Source organism: Algisphaera agarilytica (genome assembly GCF_014207595.1).
GTDB classification, from domain to species: Bacteria; Planctomycetota; Phycisphaerae; order Phycisphaerales; family Phycisphaeraceae; genus Algisphaera; species Algisphaera agarilytica.
Genome location: NZ_JACHGY010000001.1, coordinates 958,121 through 973,292 on the forward strand (window position 1 = coordinate 958,121; position 15,172 = coordinate 973,292).

At 64.8% G+C, this 15,172-nt stretch carries 10 protein-coding genes and 1 tRNA gene; 3 read left to right on the forward strand and 8 right to left on the reverse strand.

All coding sequences use genetic code 11. The features are described from left to right. Positions 1-6: 6 nt before the first annotated feature. Positions 7-537 (reverse strand): hypothetical protein, encoded by a 531-nt coding sequence (locus HNQ40_RS04120; protein ID WP_184676615.1) that lies wholly within the window; start codon positions 535-537, stop codon positions 7-9. A 204-nt stretch (positions 538-741) separates the two neighbouring features. After that, the gene (locus HNQ40_RS04125) at positions 742-1,530 is read right to left on the reverse strand and encodes a sugar phosphate isomerase/epimerase family protein (protein WP_184676616.1); all 789 of its coding nucleotides are present in this window, start codon (positions 1,528-1,530) and stop codon (positions 742-744) included. 95 nt (positions 1,531-1,625) lie between these two features. On the opposite strand from HNQ40_RS04125, the gene HNQ40_RS04130 reads away from it, so the two are divergent. Next, positions 1,626-1,709, forward strand: a tRNA-Leu gene (locus HNQ40_RS04130). 171 nt (positions 1,710-1,880) lie between these two features. Next, positions 1,881-2,852: an endonuclease/exonuclease/phosphatase family protein gene (locus HNQ40_RS04135; RefSeq protein WP_184676617.1), complete on the forward strand. Its 972-nt coding sequence runs from the start codon at positions 1,881-1,883 to the stop codon at positions 2,850-2,852. On the opposite strand, the gene HNQ40_RS04140 is transcribed toward HNQ40_RS04135, so the two are convergent. Next, the gene (locus HNQ40_RS04140) at positions 2,836-7,821 is read right to left on the reverse strand and encodes a DUF4011 domain-containing protein (protein ID WP_184676618.1); all 4,986 of its coding nucleotides are present in this window, start codon (positions 7,819-7,821) and stop codon (positions 2,836-2,838) included. The two genes, HNQ40_RS04135 and HNQ40_RS04140, sit on opposite strands and share 17 nt — an antisense overlap. Positions 7,822-7,924: 103 nt before the next feature. Here HNQ40_RS04140 and HNQ40_RS04145 point away from each other — a divergent pair, with 103 nt between their 5' ends. Then, entirely contained in the window at positions 7,925-9,100 is a 1,176-nt protein-coding gene (locus tag HNQ40_RS04145) for a lipid-A-disaccharide synthase (RefSeq protein ID WP_221435368.1), read from the forward strand. Positions 9,101-9,454: 354 nt separating this feature from the next. Here HNQ40_RS04145 and HNQ40_RS04150 read toward each other — a convergent pair whose 3' ends face one another. The 5 genes from HNQ40_RS04150 to HNQ40_RS04170 form a co-directional block, all read right to left on the reverse strand. Continuing rightward, positions 9,455-9,745 carry a hypothetical protein gene (locus tag HNQ40_RS04150; RefSeq protein ID WP_184676620.1) on the reverse strand — a complete coding sequence of 97 codons (291 nt, stop codon included), beginning with the start codon at positions 9,743-9,745 and terminating at the stop codon, positions 9,455-9,457. A 138-nt stretch (positions 9,746-9,883) separates the two neighbouring features. Next, positions 9,884-10,183: a hypothetical protein gene (locus tag HNQ40_RS04155; RefSeq protein WP_184676621.1), complete on the reverse strand. Its 300-nt coding sequence runs from the start codon at positions 10,181-10,183 to the stop codon at positions 9,884-9,886. A 141-nt stretch (positions 10,184-10,324) separates the two neighbouring features. Beyond that, positions 10,325-12,415: an elongation factor G gene (gene fusA, locus HNQ40_RS04160; RefSeq protein WP_184676622.1), complete on the reverse strand. Its 2,091-nt coding sequence runs from the start codon at positions 12,413-12,415 to the stop codon at positions 10,325-10,327. A gap of 369 nt (positions 12,416-12,784) precedes the next feature. Continuing rightward, on the reverse strand, positions 12,785-13,510 hold the full coding sequence (locus tag HNQ40_RS04165; protein ID WP_184676623.1) for a glycosyltransferase family 2 protein: 726 nt from the start codon (positions 13,508-13,510) through the stop codon (positions 12,785-12,787). Next, a complete protein-coding gene (locus tag HNQ40_RS04170; RefSeq protein ID WP_184676624.1) occupies positions 13,507-15,144 on the reverse strand; it encodes a hypothetical protein in 1,638 nt (545 codons plus the stop codon). The genes HNQ40_RS04165 and HNQ40_RS04170 overlap by 4 nt, the downstream gene beginning before the upstream one ends. Positions 15,145-15,172 lie beyond the last annotated feature (28 nt).

Sequence of the window (15,172 nt, forward strand, 5' to 3'; positions counted from 1 at the left end):
GTCGACCTACTCTTCTTCAGCCACCAGCGTGTCGGCCAAATGACGCAGCACCTCGGCCACCTCATCCCGGCTGGTCAGTTCGCTGCGGAGCTGGGTCATGGCTTCGGTCAACACCTCGGTCTGGCGCTGCTCGCTCCGGGCCAACTCGTCACGGATGGCTTTGGCTTCCTGGGCGATCTTGGCTTCCAGCGACTGCTGCGCCGCGGCGGCGGCGGATTCGAGTTCGGCGAGTCGGCCGGTGAGTTCAGCTTCCACCGCCTGGACGTGTTCGGTCCGCTCGGCAGCCTCGGCTTCCACCGATTCGCTCAGCGTGTCGATCTGCTTCTGCAGCTCGGAACGCAGCGACGCGATGGCTTTGTCCTGGTCCTTGCGGAGGGTGTCGATCTCCTTGGACAGACGTTTCTCGATGCCGTCAAAACGCTTTTCGCTCTGCCGGGCCTGAGTGCCAAACAGGATGTCGCGGACTTTATCGAGGCTCGCGGCATCGGGGTTGTCGTTAGATGGATTCGCCGAGTTCTTGCTGGTGGATTTAGCCATGGAAGGTCGGTCAAGAGGATAGAGTCAGGTGAACACAGACCTTACATCGGCCAGCACCTGGAAGCGAATGAGTATACCGGGTCCCCCCCAACACTCCATCGGTTCTGAACTTTTCGCAAGGATTTCCCCACGATCACCCGCAGATGCACACGGATGCGGCTTTTTGCGAATGAAAAACGCCCCACGTAACCGACACGCCTAGGGCTAACCCTTAGCGTTCACCGAGTTCAGCCATTGGCGCAGGGTCTGCGCATCCGCCGCGAGGTTGCCCGGGTCGTTGTCACGTACGAACTCCAGCAGTGCAAACATCTCGCCGCCCTCCGCCAGACGCGGACAGGTCATCGCCTGACGCAGATACGTCGGCCACATCCCCTGGCCCTCGGCCAACGCGTGACGCTCGACGGTTTCCACGTCCCACTGGAACACATGCACCCCCACCAAGCGAGGCAGCGCCGTCTCCATGTCTTCCAGGCAATCCGCAAACGCCATGCGCTGGTGCGGCTGCCAATAGGTCTGAAACGCGGGGTGGTCCACCGCGTCGAACAAGGCCTGCGCCGACTCCGCGGTGTCGGTCAGCGTTTTGCCGTGCCACTCGCAGGCGATGGTGATGCCCGCCTGATCCGCGACCTCGGCGGCGCTGCGCCCCGCATCCGCCACGCGTTTTCGCCAGTCCGCGTCTGCGTCGGCCGAACCCTTGTTCCCGCACCACACCCGGATGATCTTCGCGCCGAGCTCCGCGGCGGTGTCCACCGTCTTCTGCCACTCGTCCAGTTCGTTCACCCCGAGCCAGTGGTACGACCCGTAGGCCGCGACTTCGAGGCCGTGGTCGCGGGTGAGCTCGGCGACGTGGGCGGCGGTGCCCAGTTGGCCGACGGGCACATGGATGTCGCTGCCCCACTCGATGCCCTGGAGCTGGGTCTCCGCCGCCCAGTGGCAGACTTCCTCGGCAGACAGTTGGCGGAACGTGATGGAAACCAGACCGGGACGGATCATGCGTAAACTCCTGGGTGGCGAGATACCCCAGTCTAGCCCGGCGGGTCGGCTTTGCGTTGTGCGCGACGAGCCGTAAACTGTGCGATCCGAGACACGCCGGAGTGGCGGAATTGGCAGACGCGGTGGATTCAAAATCCACTGGTGGCAACACCTTGTGGGTTCGAGTCCCACCTCCGGTATTTTTAAGTCGTTTCAGATGATGGGTTCTTTTCGGGGTATTTGATCGAGTTGCGTGATTCCGTTTAGCCGATCGCCTGCGCGGCGAGCGGCAGGTGCTCTGCCCCTGCACCCCGGAGGCAATTACGAGATTACCGAACCTTGCGAAACGCGATGGGGTAAAGATCGAGAGCATGCGGCGACGATTCAAAATCTTCCGGCGAATCCTCTGTGCTCTTCTCGTCGCCTTGGCGGTGATCTTTGGGCCCTACCTGACGTCCCGGGCGCTGTCGCCGTTCCGTGTGGTGAGCAGCTACGAAGTGACGCCCTCTGTTGACGCCACCCCTACGGAACCCACCGCCCCGCTGCGTGTCGCCTGCTACAACATCGCCCACGGGCGCGGGCTCGCCCAAGACAACTGGTCCGGCGGCACACCTGACGAGAGGATTCAACGCCTCAACGACATCGCCGAGCTCTTGAAAACCCTTGATGCCGATGTCGTGATACTCAATGAAGTGGACTTCGACGCGAGCTGGAGCAACCACGTCAATCAGGCCGAGTTTCTCGCCGAGGCCGCGGGCTACCCGTACGTGGCCGAGCAACGCAACCTCGATTTCCGGATGCTGTGGCGCACGTGGAAGTTCGGCAACGCGGTGCTCTCGCGTCACCCCATCACACGAAGCGAAGTCATCGACTCCCCCGGTTTCTCGAACGCCGAAACCCTGCTGGCCGGGAAGAAGCGTGGCCTGGCCTGCACGATCGATTGGCACGGCCAAGGCATCCGCATCCTCGCCTCCCACCTCTCACACCGCAGCGAATCCCTACGCTCTCGCTCAATCGACCTGCTCATCGCCCCGCCGGACCTGCCCACGATCATCGCCGGCGACCTGAATTCCACGCCCACCGGCTTCCCCCGCAGCAAGCCCTCCGAAGACCACGGCAACGCCATCGACAAGATCGACGCTTCGGGCCTGTTCGCCCGGCGGCCCGTCGATCCACCGACCGACCTGGCCGAGTTGACGTTTCACGCCGAGAAACCCATCAACGTGATCGACTGGATCATGATCACCCACGACCTCGCGTTCGAGGACTACCGAGTCATCGACTCGCTATTGTCCGATCACCGCCCGATCGTGGCGGACCTGATCCTCAGCCCTGAGCAATGAAAACCGCGCCTTCGCGCTCTTCCAGAATCCCTCGGCCCAACAACGCTTCAAGCTCACGTTCGATCACTTCGCGCAGGTTGCTGCGCGTGGAAGCGAAGCCCAGCAGGCGGGAGGATTCGATCACCGCGTCTTCTTTGCTGACGCCGATCGCGACGCGGGCCACGCTCTCGAGCGCAAACCGCACCTCGGCGGGCGGCAGGAACTCGGGCTTGCGTAGGCCCGGCGACTCGACGTCCGCCCGGCTTCGCACCTGCGACACCGTCGACACGCCGGGCAACGAGTAGAAGCCCAGGCCGTTCTCCAGCTTGCCCGCGTTCACCGCGTCGGCCAGGGCCGACTCGAGCAGCCGGGTGACCTTGCTGGTCATGCGGTCGACCTTGTAGATGTCCGCGGCGCGACGCATGACCTCTTCGCCGTGCACCGGCTCCTCGATCTCGACGACCTTGGTCACCAGCTCGATCAGCTGGAAGTTGTCGAGGTCCTCCAGGTCTTTGCGCGGCACCTTCTTGAAGCTCGCCTCGACGTACGGCCCACTCGGGATACCCGCAAAACGGTCGGTTTCCTGTTCGGGGTCAACCGCTTCACGCTCGATCACCGGGCGAGACTTGGCGGGTTTGCTGCCCGACTCGGCCTGACCCGCACGTGCCGATTCGACCGCGTCGAGGATCTTCTGCAGTTGTTCGTGCGGACGGTTGAACCAGTCGATCGACCACAGGCGGTGGATCGACCAGCCGCGCATCTTCAGGATGAACTCCCGGCTCGAATCGCGTTCCCGGGCTGAGCGACACGCCCCGTAGCCCGGGCCATCGAGCGTGATGCCCAGAAGATATCGGCCGGGCGTCTCAGGATCGACGATCGCGAGGTCGACGTAGAACCCCGCTTCGCCGACATGGGCCTCGACGGTGTGGCCCGCCTCGGTGAGCGCATCGGCCACGCTTTGCTCGAACACGGACAGGTCGCCGAAGCGCTCGGGCGCTCGGCCGTCGAATGTGCCGGTCTGGGCGTAGCGGAGGAACGTGCGGAACGCGGCGGGGCCACGCTTGCTGACGCGCGAAAGGTCGATGTCGTCGGCCGTCATCGAGCTGAAGACTTCGAGGCGTTTCTTGGCCCGGGTGATGAGCACGTTGAGCCGGCGCTCGCCGCCATCGTTGGACAGCGGGCCGAAGTTCATGGTGAGATTGCCCTCTTCGTCCGGGCCGTAGCCGACGGAGATGAAGATCACGTCGCGCTCGTCGCCCTGGATGTTCTCCAGGTTCTTGACGAAGAACGGCTCCTCGGTGTCCTCGGCGAAGAAGCCTTCCACATCCTTGTTCTTCCGCCGCAGGTGTTCGATCTCGTCGAGGATCGCGTCACGCTGGCGGACGCTGAACGCCCCGACGCCCAGGGTTAGCTCGGGCGTCTCGGTAGCGTGACGCATGACGGCCTCGGCGATGGTCTGGGCCTCGACGCGGTGCGTCGCGGTGCCGCCGCGGTCGAAGTGGCCCTCGGTGATCTTGTGGAATCGCAGGCCGAGGTCCTCGGGGTCGCGGCGCGGACTGGGGATGACGAACAGGTTGCTCTCGTAGAACTCGCGATTGCTGACCGCGATGAGCGAGGGGTGCTGGCTGCGGTAGTGCCAACGCAGCATGGCGCTGGGCATGTTCTGGGCGGTGCACAGGCCCAGGATCGACTCGAGGTCGGAGGTGTCGAGCTCGGTGTCGTCGGTTTCGTCTTCGTCGCCGCCGGAGGTCATCGCGTCGAAGAACCGCGTCGGCGGGAGCTGTTTGTCATCACCGACGACCACGATCTGCTGGCACCGGCTGACGGCACCCAGCGCATCGACCGGGCGGACCTGCGAGGCCTCGTCCATCAGCATCAGGTCGAACTCGAGGCCGCCGGGCTCGAGGTACTGGGCGACCGACATCGGGCTCATCATGAAGACGGGCTTGATCGCCTGGATCGCGAGGCCCGCTTCGCGCAGAAGCCGCCGCAGGGGCAGGTGCCGGCGTTTCTTCTGGAACTCGCGTCGCAGCAGGCCGACCTGGCCGACCTCGCCGCCGCCGCGGGGCAGGCCGTCGTGGTGGGCGGTGGCGACTTCGTGGCGGGCAAGGGCGAGGCGGTCGCCGTCGAGCTTGCGGAACTGTTCGAGGGTGTGTTCGTGGCTCTCGCCGGTGAAGCGGGCGAGCTCGGGGTGGGCCTCGAAGGTGTGGCGGAGCAGGGCTTCGTAGTACGCCATGTCGAACGCGTGGGCGGCGTCGGCCGGGGCGCGTTCGCCGTCGTTGAGTTGTTCGACGAGTTGGGCCATGCCCAGCGCCTGGGCCGAGGCCCGGCGGTCGCGGACGCTGATCCAACGCGTCAGGCCGTCGGGTTGCTGCACCCATTCTTCAATACGTTTCGCCGCGAGGCCCAAAGCCACGTCGCTGACCTGCTCGACTCCGAATGCTTCGTTGAGGTCGAGCTGGACCGGGCCCGTCGCCGCCTCAAACGCCCGCCCCGCCGAGGCGACCGCGTCGTCGGCTTCATCCGCCAGCCCCGTCAACGGTGAAACGTCTTCGATCTTCGCCACCAGCTCCCGGCAGCGTTCCGCGTCGCCCTGTTCGTCGTTGCGGCGGTTCCAGCCGTGGAGCTTGCCCAGCGCATCCCAGTCGGACGCTTCGCCGCGCCACATCGTGCCGAAGGCGTATCGGCCGATGGCGTCGTCGCGCTCGATGGCTTTCAGGGTCTTCTGCGCTTCGAGCAGTTGGTCGACCAGCTTCAGGCGTTCTTCAAGCGGCTTGGGCGGCGGGCCGGTGAGCACCGCGGCGAGCTGGCGTTTGGCGCGTTTGTACGCCGGGTTGAGCCAACGCAGCCACGACTTGCCGAAGCTCGCCAGGTCCAGCCGGGTCTGCGTCAGGTCGGCGGACCAACCGGCGTCGTTGACCTTGCCGTCGAGCTGCTTGCGCACGGCGGTGAGGTTCAGGCCGTGCTCGACCAGCTCGGACAGTGCGGTGGCCTGCTGGGCCCAGACCTCGTTCTGGATCGCCTCGCGGTCGAGCATCGGCACCGCGGCGAGTCGGCGGGCGCGGCTCGACAGCGTCTGCGTATGCCCGGCCGTGGTTTGCGCGTCGTCTTCCAACGCATCCGCCAGCGCCCGCGCCTTGGTCTCGGCCCCGCGCAGCGACGCGGCGGCGCTCGGCAGCTTCTCGACCAGCCGCTGGAGGTCCATGGGCAGGATGCTGTCGATCGACGCGCCACGCCACGGGTGCTCGCCCGGCGTCCCCACCGTTTCGACCTGCTCGACAAACTCGCCCAGCGTCTGCCGGGCCGACTCGGCCTGGGCCGCGGTCCAGGCCGCGGGGTTGTCGAGGGTGAAGTCGGCTGGGGACACGCCCGCCGCGCGCAGCCGCACCAGCTCGCCGATCGCGTGGTACGGCGTCTCTTCCGACTCGCCGATCTCGGTATGCAGCGCCTTGGCGTGCTCGTTGAGCGTGTCGCGGGTCGAGGCGAGCTTCTCGAAGTAGGCCTCGGTGGCTTTGTGCTTCGGGCCGCCCAGGGCCAGCGTGTGTTCCAGGTCGTCGAGCACGGCACGCTTGCGGGCTTTGTGGGAGTGCAATTCGAGGCACATGTCGCCGATGCCCACGTTGGTTAGCCGGCGTTTGACGACCTCCAGCGCCGCCATCTTTTCGGCGACGAACAACACCTTCTTGCCCTCCTTCACCGCCGCGGCGATGAGGTTGGCGATGGTCTGCGACTTGCCGGTGCCGGGCGGGCCCTGGACGACCATGTTGCGGCCCTGCCGCACGCCCTCGACGGCGATGGCCTGCGACGTGTCGGCCGGGACAACGTGGATCATCTCTTCGGGGCCGATGACCGTGTCCAGCATCACGTCCTCGGGCACAACCGGCTCGTGGTCCTGGAACCCGCTGTCACCGAGCAGTTGTTCGAGAAGCGGGTGCTCGGCGAGCTCTTTTTCGTCCTGCCAGTTCTCCGGATCGAGGTCGCGGTACATCAGGAATTTCGAAAACGAGAAGAACGACAGCACGATATCGTCGCCGAGCACTTCCCAGCCGTCGATGCCTTCGACGAGTTGGCGGACCTCGTCGATGTAAGTCGAAGGCTTAAAGTCGTCATCGAGTTCGGGAACCTCGGGCAGGTCCAGGCCGAACTCGGCCTTGAGCTTGGCCTGGAGCGAAAGGTTCGTCGTGATCTCGCTGTCGTCGTAGGTCAGCGAGAAGCGGGTACGGGCGTTTTTGCGTTCGAGGTGGACCGGGACCAGCAGCAGCGGCGCGTGGCGGGCCTTGTCCGGGCGCTCCTCCTCGTACCACTTGAGGAATCCCAGGGCCAGGAACAGCGTGTTGACGCCCTGCTCCTGCTGCGACGTGCGGGCGTCGTAGAACGTGCGAAGCAAACGCTTCTGCAAGTCCTCGGCGTTGAGCATGGTCTGCAGCTTGCGGTCGGTCAGTCGGGCCGGGTCGATCTCGGGGGCGTCTTCTTCATCCTCGGCCTCGCCTTCCGCAGCCTCCTCCACGGACGCAGACTCTTCTTCGGAATCCCCCGCTTCCGCATCGCGGAAGATCGCCCCGGCGGAGCCTTCCTCGACCTCGGGTAGCGATTCCACCTCGGCCTCGGGCTCCGGCTCGGCGGGTGTTTCGACGGGCTCGACTTCGCTTTCTTCCTTCTCGGGGGCGGGCACGAACGACAGCGCGTTGCCCTTATCCACCAGCAGGTGGAAGACCGCGTCGGACTGTTCATCCACGATCTCCAGCGCACGTGAACGCTTACGCCGACGCGGCGTGTTGAGCAGGCGGTTGCGGGTGGAGAGTTCCAGCAGGTCCTGCCGGGCGGCGTCGAGCCGGCGGACCAGGGGTGAGGCCGTGGGGGCCTCGGCCTTCACATCCAGGAGCGACGCGGGAACGGCTTCCGGCGTATCGGCCGAGGCGGCATCCGCCGGGGTTTCGGGAGAGGGGTCTGGGGCGTTTTCCGGGGGCAGGGCGTTGGCATCGTCGGTCACGGCAGGCACTCCATGGGCGGTGGAACATCCGGGCCCCCGCCCGGTCGCTTTAGCATATCGCAGGTCAGCCGGGGCGACGCGGTTGTCGGTAGACTGTCACGCCGTGGAGAACCTCAAACCCATCGTGTTCACTGTGTTCGAGCCCAGCGGCGACGTGTTGGCCGCCCGCCTGATCGAAGAGATCAAGCTGCGTCAGCCGAGCCGCCCCGTCGTCGCGTTCGGCGGGCCGAAGATGGAGGCCGCCGGCGCCGAAATCCTCGAACACACCACCGCCCACGCCAAGATGGGTTTCGGTGCCGCCAGCGAAGCGAAAGAGCTCTTGCGTCGCAAAGCGGTGCTCACCAGCTGGCTCAAAGACAACGAGATCGCGGCGCTGGTCCCCACCGACAGCCCCGCGGCCAACTGGTCGATGTGCAAGGCCGTCCGCAAGACCCACCCTGAAGCGCCGATCGTCCACCTGGTCTGCCCCCAGATCTGGGCGTGGGCGACGTGGCGCATCGTTCGGCTGCGCAGGCTCACCGACCACGTCATGTGCCTGCTGCCCTTCGAGCCCAACTGGCTGGGCCAACGCGGGGTGAACTCCACCTTCGTCGGCCACCCGCTGTTTGAAGCCACCGACGACACCCCCGACGCGCAAGACCTCCTCGACACCGACGGCCAACCCCTGCGCGACAGCGAAACCAAACTCGCGCTCCTACCCGGCTCACGCCCCAAAGAGATCGAACGCAACTGGCCCACCATGCTGCAGGTCTACGACCAGCTGCGCCACCGCGTGCCCGACCTGTCGGTGGTCATCGCCGCGGCCGACGCCGCCCGCGCGGATCAGGTCCGCCAGCACTGCCCCGGCGGCCGGATCCCCAGCGGGATCCAGACCGTGGTCGGCGAAGCCTCGGCCGTGCTCGACTGGGCCGACGCCGCGCTGGTGGTCTCGGGTACCGCCACCCTTCAGGCCGCCTCACGCCAAACCCCGATGGTGGCGCTCTACAACGGCAACATGAAGCTCTGGCACTCCGTCGGCAAGCTGCTGATCAAGGCCCGCACCTTCGCGCTGCCCAACGTCATCACCGAGGCGATGGAGCTGGGGCGGATCGTTCCCGAGTTCATCCCCCACGACGGCCGCCCCGAACCCCTGACGACCGCGCTCACCCCCCTGCTCAACGACGCGAACGCCCGGCAGAAGCAGCTCGACGGCTTCTCCTCGCTGGCCGACTTCTTCCGAGACGTGGAATTCCGCCACGCCGCGGCGGATGTGCTGTTGGAGCAGATTCAGGACGGCTGAAGCACGCGGCATTCACCCCGAAGAGTCTCGTTTATTCTCCCCTCCCTTGAGGGAGGGGCAGGGGGAGGGTGTGGAGCGCTCGCAGCCATTAGCCGTAGACGGCACCCTCCCCTCACCCCTCCCTCAAGGGAGGGGGATAAAACCAGCGCTACGGATGGATTACGAGCGCTCCAAACGACTTCATCGGGTGCACACCACGCGCAAAAAGTAAGAGGGCGACCCGAATGGGCCGCCCTCTGTGATTAGCTCCGAGGCGTAGTGTGGGGTGGGCTTGAGTCGGTGGCGGGCCGGAAATTCGGAGCGGCCTGCCGGGTGCCCGCGTCACGTGCCGCGGGCGGGAAGCTCAAGCTGATCTCACTTCTTCTTCTTGGTCACACGACGGGTGACTTTCTTCTTAGCAGCCTTTTTCTTGGTTGCTTTCTTCTTCGTGGCCTTCTTCTTGGTGGCCTTCTTCTTGGTCGTCTTCTTCTTGGCGACCTTCTTCTTGGTTGCCTTCTTCTTCGCGACCTTCTTCTTCTTGGTCACTTTCTTCTTAGCAACCTTCTTCTTGGTTGCCTTCTTCTTGGTCACCTTCTTCTTGGTGGCCTTCTTCTTCGTAGCCTTTTTCTTCGTAGCCTTCTTTTTAGTGGCTTTCTTCTTTGCCATGGCGGTTGATCCTTTCAAGACGCCGTTCGGAGCTTAGATAACTTTAACCGTCGATGCGAAATCAAGTCAACACTAAAACACAACGACGCGCGATAAATATCGGCGCGTCGTCGACCAAGACTTGAATGAATTCATCGGTTAGCGTGAAGAACCCGCTTTAAACAACATGATCAGCGCGACGTAGATCACGATGTAGAACAGCAACAACACGATCGCACCCAACGCGTAACGAAACATCCCGATGCACGCGAACACGCACAGGCCCGGGATAAACACGCACACCCTCTGCGCGGCGTTGGGTTGAATCTTCTCCGCCTCTTCAGCGCTGAGCGCTAATGCGCGGTTGGCGGTGAAGCGGGCGCGCGGCAACAGGGCCATCCCGCCGATGAGGAGCATGTAGTAGAAGTATTGGTTTGCTAAGAAGTCGGTTGTCCACATCGCGGCATCATACACGCGTTACCGAAGCGTGAGCGAAACACGACATGTGCTGCTCATGCCAACAAAAACGCCGACCCACTACGCCGTGGGCCGGCATCACGTTATCTGGATGGCGCAAGCAAACACTGCTTGATCAAGGGTTTAGTCGTCGTGCAGGTCGGGCTTGAAGTCGCGTGCCAACTGCTCACGCAGATGCGAAGGCACCGGCTCGTGGCCCGCGGACTTGAGCGTGTAACTGCCCAAACCGCCGGTCATCGACTTGAGCTGCGAGGGGTACAACCCCACCTCGGCCAACGGCACGACCGCCGTAATCAACGCCTGATCATTGGAGAGGAAGTCCGTCGAGACCACTCGGCCACGCTTGCCCGACAAGTCGCTGGTGATATCACCCAGGTGCGCGTTGGGCGCGGTGATCTCCAGCTCCACCATCGGCTCAAGCAACGTCGGCTTGGCCTTGAGCACGGCATCGAGGAACGCACGCTTGCCCGCAGTCACAAAAGCGATCTCTTTGGAGTCGACCGCGTGGTATTTGCCGTCGGTCACACTTACTTTGAGGTCCTGCAAGGGATAACCCGCGAGTGCACCGGTTCCCATCGCCTGGCGGACGCCTTTTTCGATGGCGGGGATCAGCGGTTTGGGGATCGATCCTCCAAAAGTCTTGTCTTCGAAGACAAAGCCTTCGCCACGCGGGGTCGGCACGACTTCGAGGTGGACCTCGCCGAACTGCCCCGCTCCGCCGGTCTGTTTCTTGTGGCGGTGGTGGCCTTTGGCTGAGCCCTGGATGGTTTCGCGGTAGGCGACCTTGGGCGTCTGCGTGTCGACATCGACGTGGTGCTGGTTGTGGAGTTTTTCCAGGAGGATGCGCAGGTGCAGGTCCCCGAGGCCGTGGATCACGGTTTCATGGGTCACCGGATCGCGGGTGACGCGGAACGTGGGGTCTTCTTCCTGCAGTTTGGTGAGTGCATCGGCGATCTTCTGCTCGTCGCCGCGCTTCTTGGGCAGGATCGCCAGGCCCGCCATGGGCTCGGGCATGTCCAACGGCCGAAGATGCAGGTTGTCCTCGTCGTGCGAATCGTGCAAAACCGCGTCGAAGTGCAGCTCATCGACCTTCGCCAGCGCCACGATGTCGCCCGGCACAGCCTGGTCGCACTCCACATGCTCCTTGCCCTGAAGCTTGAACAGGTGGCCCGCCTTGATCGGCTTCTTGGACTCGCCGGTGTTCGGGTCGTCGATAAACAGCTGCGTCTGCGGGGTTAGCGTGCCCTGGTGGACGCGCAGCGCCGCCAGCTTGCCGACGAACGGGTCGATGCGGACGTTGAACACGTGGGCGAGCACGTGCTCTTCGGCATCAGGGATCGGGTGGATCTCTTGGTCGGGGTCCAGATCGACCTCGCCCACCCGGCCGCGCACGAACGGCCGCGGGTTGCCCTCGGTGGGGTTGGGCGCGAGGCCGACGATCATGTCCAAGAGCTCGTTCACGCCCGCGCCGTTGGTCGCCGAGGTGAAGCAGATCGGCACGAGGTGGCCCTCGCGCAGCGCCTGCTCGAACGGCGCGTGGAGCTGCTCGGGCGTGACGACGTCGCCCTGCTCGAGGTAGAGGTCCATCAACGCGTCATCGACTTCGACGACCTGTTCGATGATCGCGGTGTGGAAGTCCGAGACGGGGCCGAGGTCGGAGTCGCCCTCGGCGTTCTGGAAGCAGTCGAGGACGGAAGCGCCGCCCTCGGCCGGGAGGTTCAGCGGCAGGCAGGCCTTGCCGAAGGTTTTCTGGATGTCGCCGAGCAGCGCGTTGAGGTCAACGCCCTGGGCCTCGGCGTCGATCTTGTTCACGACGATCATGCGGCAGAGGTTCTGGTCGGCGGCGCGTTGCATGAGCTGCCGGGTCACCGGCTGGATGCCGGACTGGGCGTTGATAACCACGGCGACGGTCTCGACCGCCGGCAGGATACTCACGGTCTGCCCGATGAAGTCGGGAGCGCCGGGCGCGTCGAGGAGGTTGAGGTGTTTGCCCCGGTAGTCGGCGTGGAGAACGGAGGCGAAGAGCGAGTGGCCGTGGTGGTGTTCTTCGTCGGTGAAGTCGCTGAGCGTGTCTTTACGGTCGATGCTGCCGGGCTGGTTCACGACGCCGGCCTTCTGGAGGAGCGTCTCCACGAGAGTGGTCTTCCCCGCTCCGCTGTGACCAACAAAGGCGAGGTTACGCAGATCGGGTGTCGAATGGGTGGCAACAGGCATACCAAACGCTCCTTTCGGGATGTCGCCGTGAGGACCACGGCCGGTGAGAGAGGGAATCGAAACCACGGCCATTGTAGATTCGGCCGTGCGAATCCCGAAGCGGTTTCCGCTTCAGGTCCTGTGATAGAGCGCATCGAAAAACACTTCAAGCCGCATAAAAAGCGTGCTGAATACGTAAGAACCAATCTAATTCGAGTGGTACGACGGGAGGGCGAGGCTCCCGCCGAGCCGCGTGCCAGAGAAATATCGCGACGGGTGGCCGGGGCTGAGGCTTGGTGAAGCCCCGGAAGTGTTGGCATGAACCTGCGCCTTGGTCACGCGTTCCGGGGCATCGCGGACTCTGCCCCGGCCACCCGACATCGGGGCGGGTCAATCGAGGTAGTCGCCGATCGTTTTCTTCGGCCCGGCGCCCCAGGTGTTGTATTTCACGATGCACCACAGCGCCCGGAAGCCGTCGCTCATGCCGATCTTCTTGCCTTCGTCGTAGGTCCGGCCCGAGTAGCTGATGCCGACCTCGTAGATGCGGATGCCGCGGATGTTGGCGAGTTTGGCGGTGATCTCCGGCTCGAAGCCGAAGCGGTCTTCGACGATGGTCATGTCCTGGATGATCGGGCGCTTGAAGACCTTGTAACACGTCTCCATGTCGGTCAGGTTCAGGTTGGTGAACATGTTCGACAGCACGGTGAGGAAGGCGTTGCCCATGCGGTGCCAGTAGTACAGCACGCGATTGGCGTCGCCGCCGGCGAAACGCGAGCCGTAGACGACGTCGGCCTTGCCGTCCTGGATCGGCTTGAGCAGGCGGGGGTATTCCTGCGGGTCGTACTCGAGGTCGGCGTCCTGGATGATGACCACGTCGCCCGAGGCGGCCTTGAACCCGGTGCGGAGGGCAGCGCCCTTGCCCTGGTTCTTCTCGTGGTACATGACGGTGCAGTCTTCCTGCTCCTCGTAGCCCTTGAGGATCTCGCGGGTGCGGTCGGTGGAGTAGTCGTCGACGAGGACAAGCTCTTTGTCGATGTCCACCGCACGCACCTGACGGATGATCTCGTCGAGGGTGTCTTGTTCGTTGTAGATCGGGATGACGACGCTGATTTTCATCGCGGGTTCTCGGGTTGGGGCTCGGGCGGTGTCAGGGTATCGGACAATTCGGTCGGGAGCCCGTCGACGTCGGGCGGCGGGCCCGCGGGCGTGGGGGCCGGGGTGGGGTCGGCGGTGAAGTCGAAGAGCGTGGCGGAGGTGTCAGAGTTCTTCCCCGCCGTGATCTCGTCGAGCTGCCGGCCCTGCTGCTTGGCGAGCAGCAGGACGAAGTTGATCTCGTCGACGCCCTGCCGGCCGATGGCGTGGGACATGAGCAGCCAGACGCGGGGTTGGCCGTCGAGGGCGCGGATTTCATCGACCGCCCAGTGGCGCTGGCCGTCGACGAGCTGGGTGTACTGCACCACCGCGGGGGCGAGGTCGAAATCGTCAGAGCGGGCTTGCAGGAAACTCACCATGTACATCGCCCCGCGGTCGACCCAGACGACGTCGCCGGGCTGGACGCGTTCGGCGAGTTCAAGCATCACCGGCTCGAGGTCGTCGTCCACCTCAACCGACCCCGCAGTGAAGATCGGTCCAGACACGACCGCTAAGGCCAAGACGACCGCCAGAGTCCGGCCGTGCCTGCCCTGCTCGTTGATCCACGCCAGGCCCATGGTCATCGGGCCGATCAAGAGCGGCAGCGCGAAGAGCACCTGCCGATCGCCGTAGGGGTAGTGGCCCAGGAACGACATCAACCCCAGCGTGAGCCAGCCCAGCACGATCGCCCAGGGCAACGCCCGCCGCGACACCGCCGCGGCCCAGAGCCCGAGCCCCCACAACACCAGGCCGAGCTGATGCAGTTGCAGGTCCACCGGGTGGATGAACACCCCGCCGAGTTGCCCGAAGATTTTGTGGGGCAGGCGCGGGTTGAGGCGCAGGTAGAAGTTCTTCCAGTAGTCGACCAGGTAATCGCTGCCGCGGTACTCGCTGAGCACCAGGGCGTACTGCCCGAGGAAGCTGCCGACCCACAGCACGCCGACGCCCAGCACCGCCGCGACCATCCCCGGCCGTTTCCCGCGCACCGCCAACACCAGCAACACCACGCCGCAGCCGGCCAGCACCATGACCGCCGTCACCGCCAGCCACGTCGCCAACGCCCCCACCACCGCGAAGACCAGCAGCCGAAACCCGCTGAGCCCGCGTTTGGCGATCCAGCCCATCACACCAAGCAGCAGCAGCGCGACCATGAGTTCGACCGTGTACTGCTTGGTCTGCTGGGCGTAGTACGCCGTGGACGACCCCGCGGCGAACACCGCCATCCCGAACCACGCCGGCCAACCGCGCACGAGCTGCCGGATCAAGATCCAGAACAGGAACATCGACGCCACCGCCGCCGCCATCGGCACCGCGCGGAAGCCCAGCTTGTCGTCGCCGATCCACCCGATGCTCAGCTTCACCAGATACAGAAACCCCACCGGAGCCGCCTGCTCCTGGGTCAACGGCTGGGTCAGTTCGCTCCAGCTGCGCGACAGGATGTTTTCGAGCAGCCGGGCTTCGTCGATGAACAGGCTGTGCTGGGCGAGGTAGGCCTTGACGCACAACGCCCCGCCGACCGCGGCGATGAGCATCCCCACCGCGTCGCGCCACCACGGGCCGGCGGGCGCGGTCCGGGCGTGGTCCGCCTGGGCGTTCTGGGTGTCTTCCCCTGGTTTCATCTAAAATCCCGTGTCCGTGGGTGTTTTC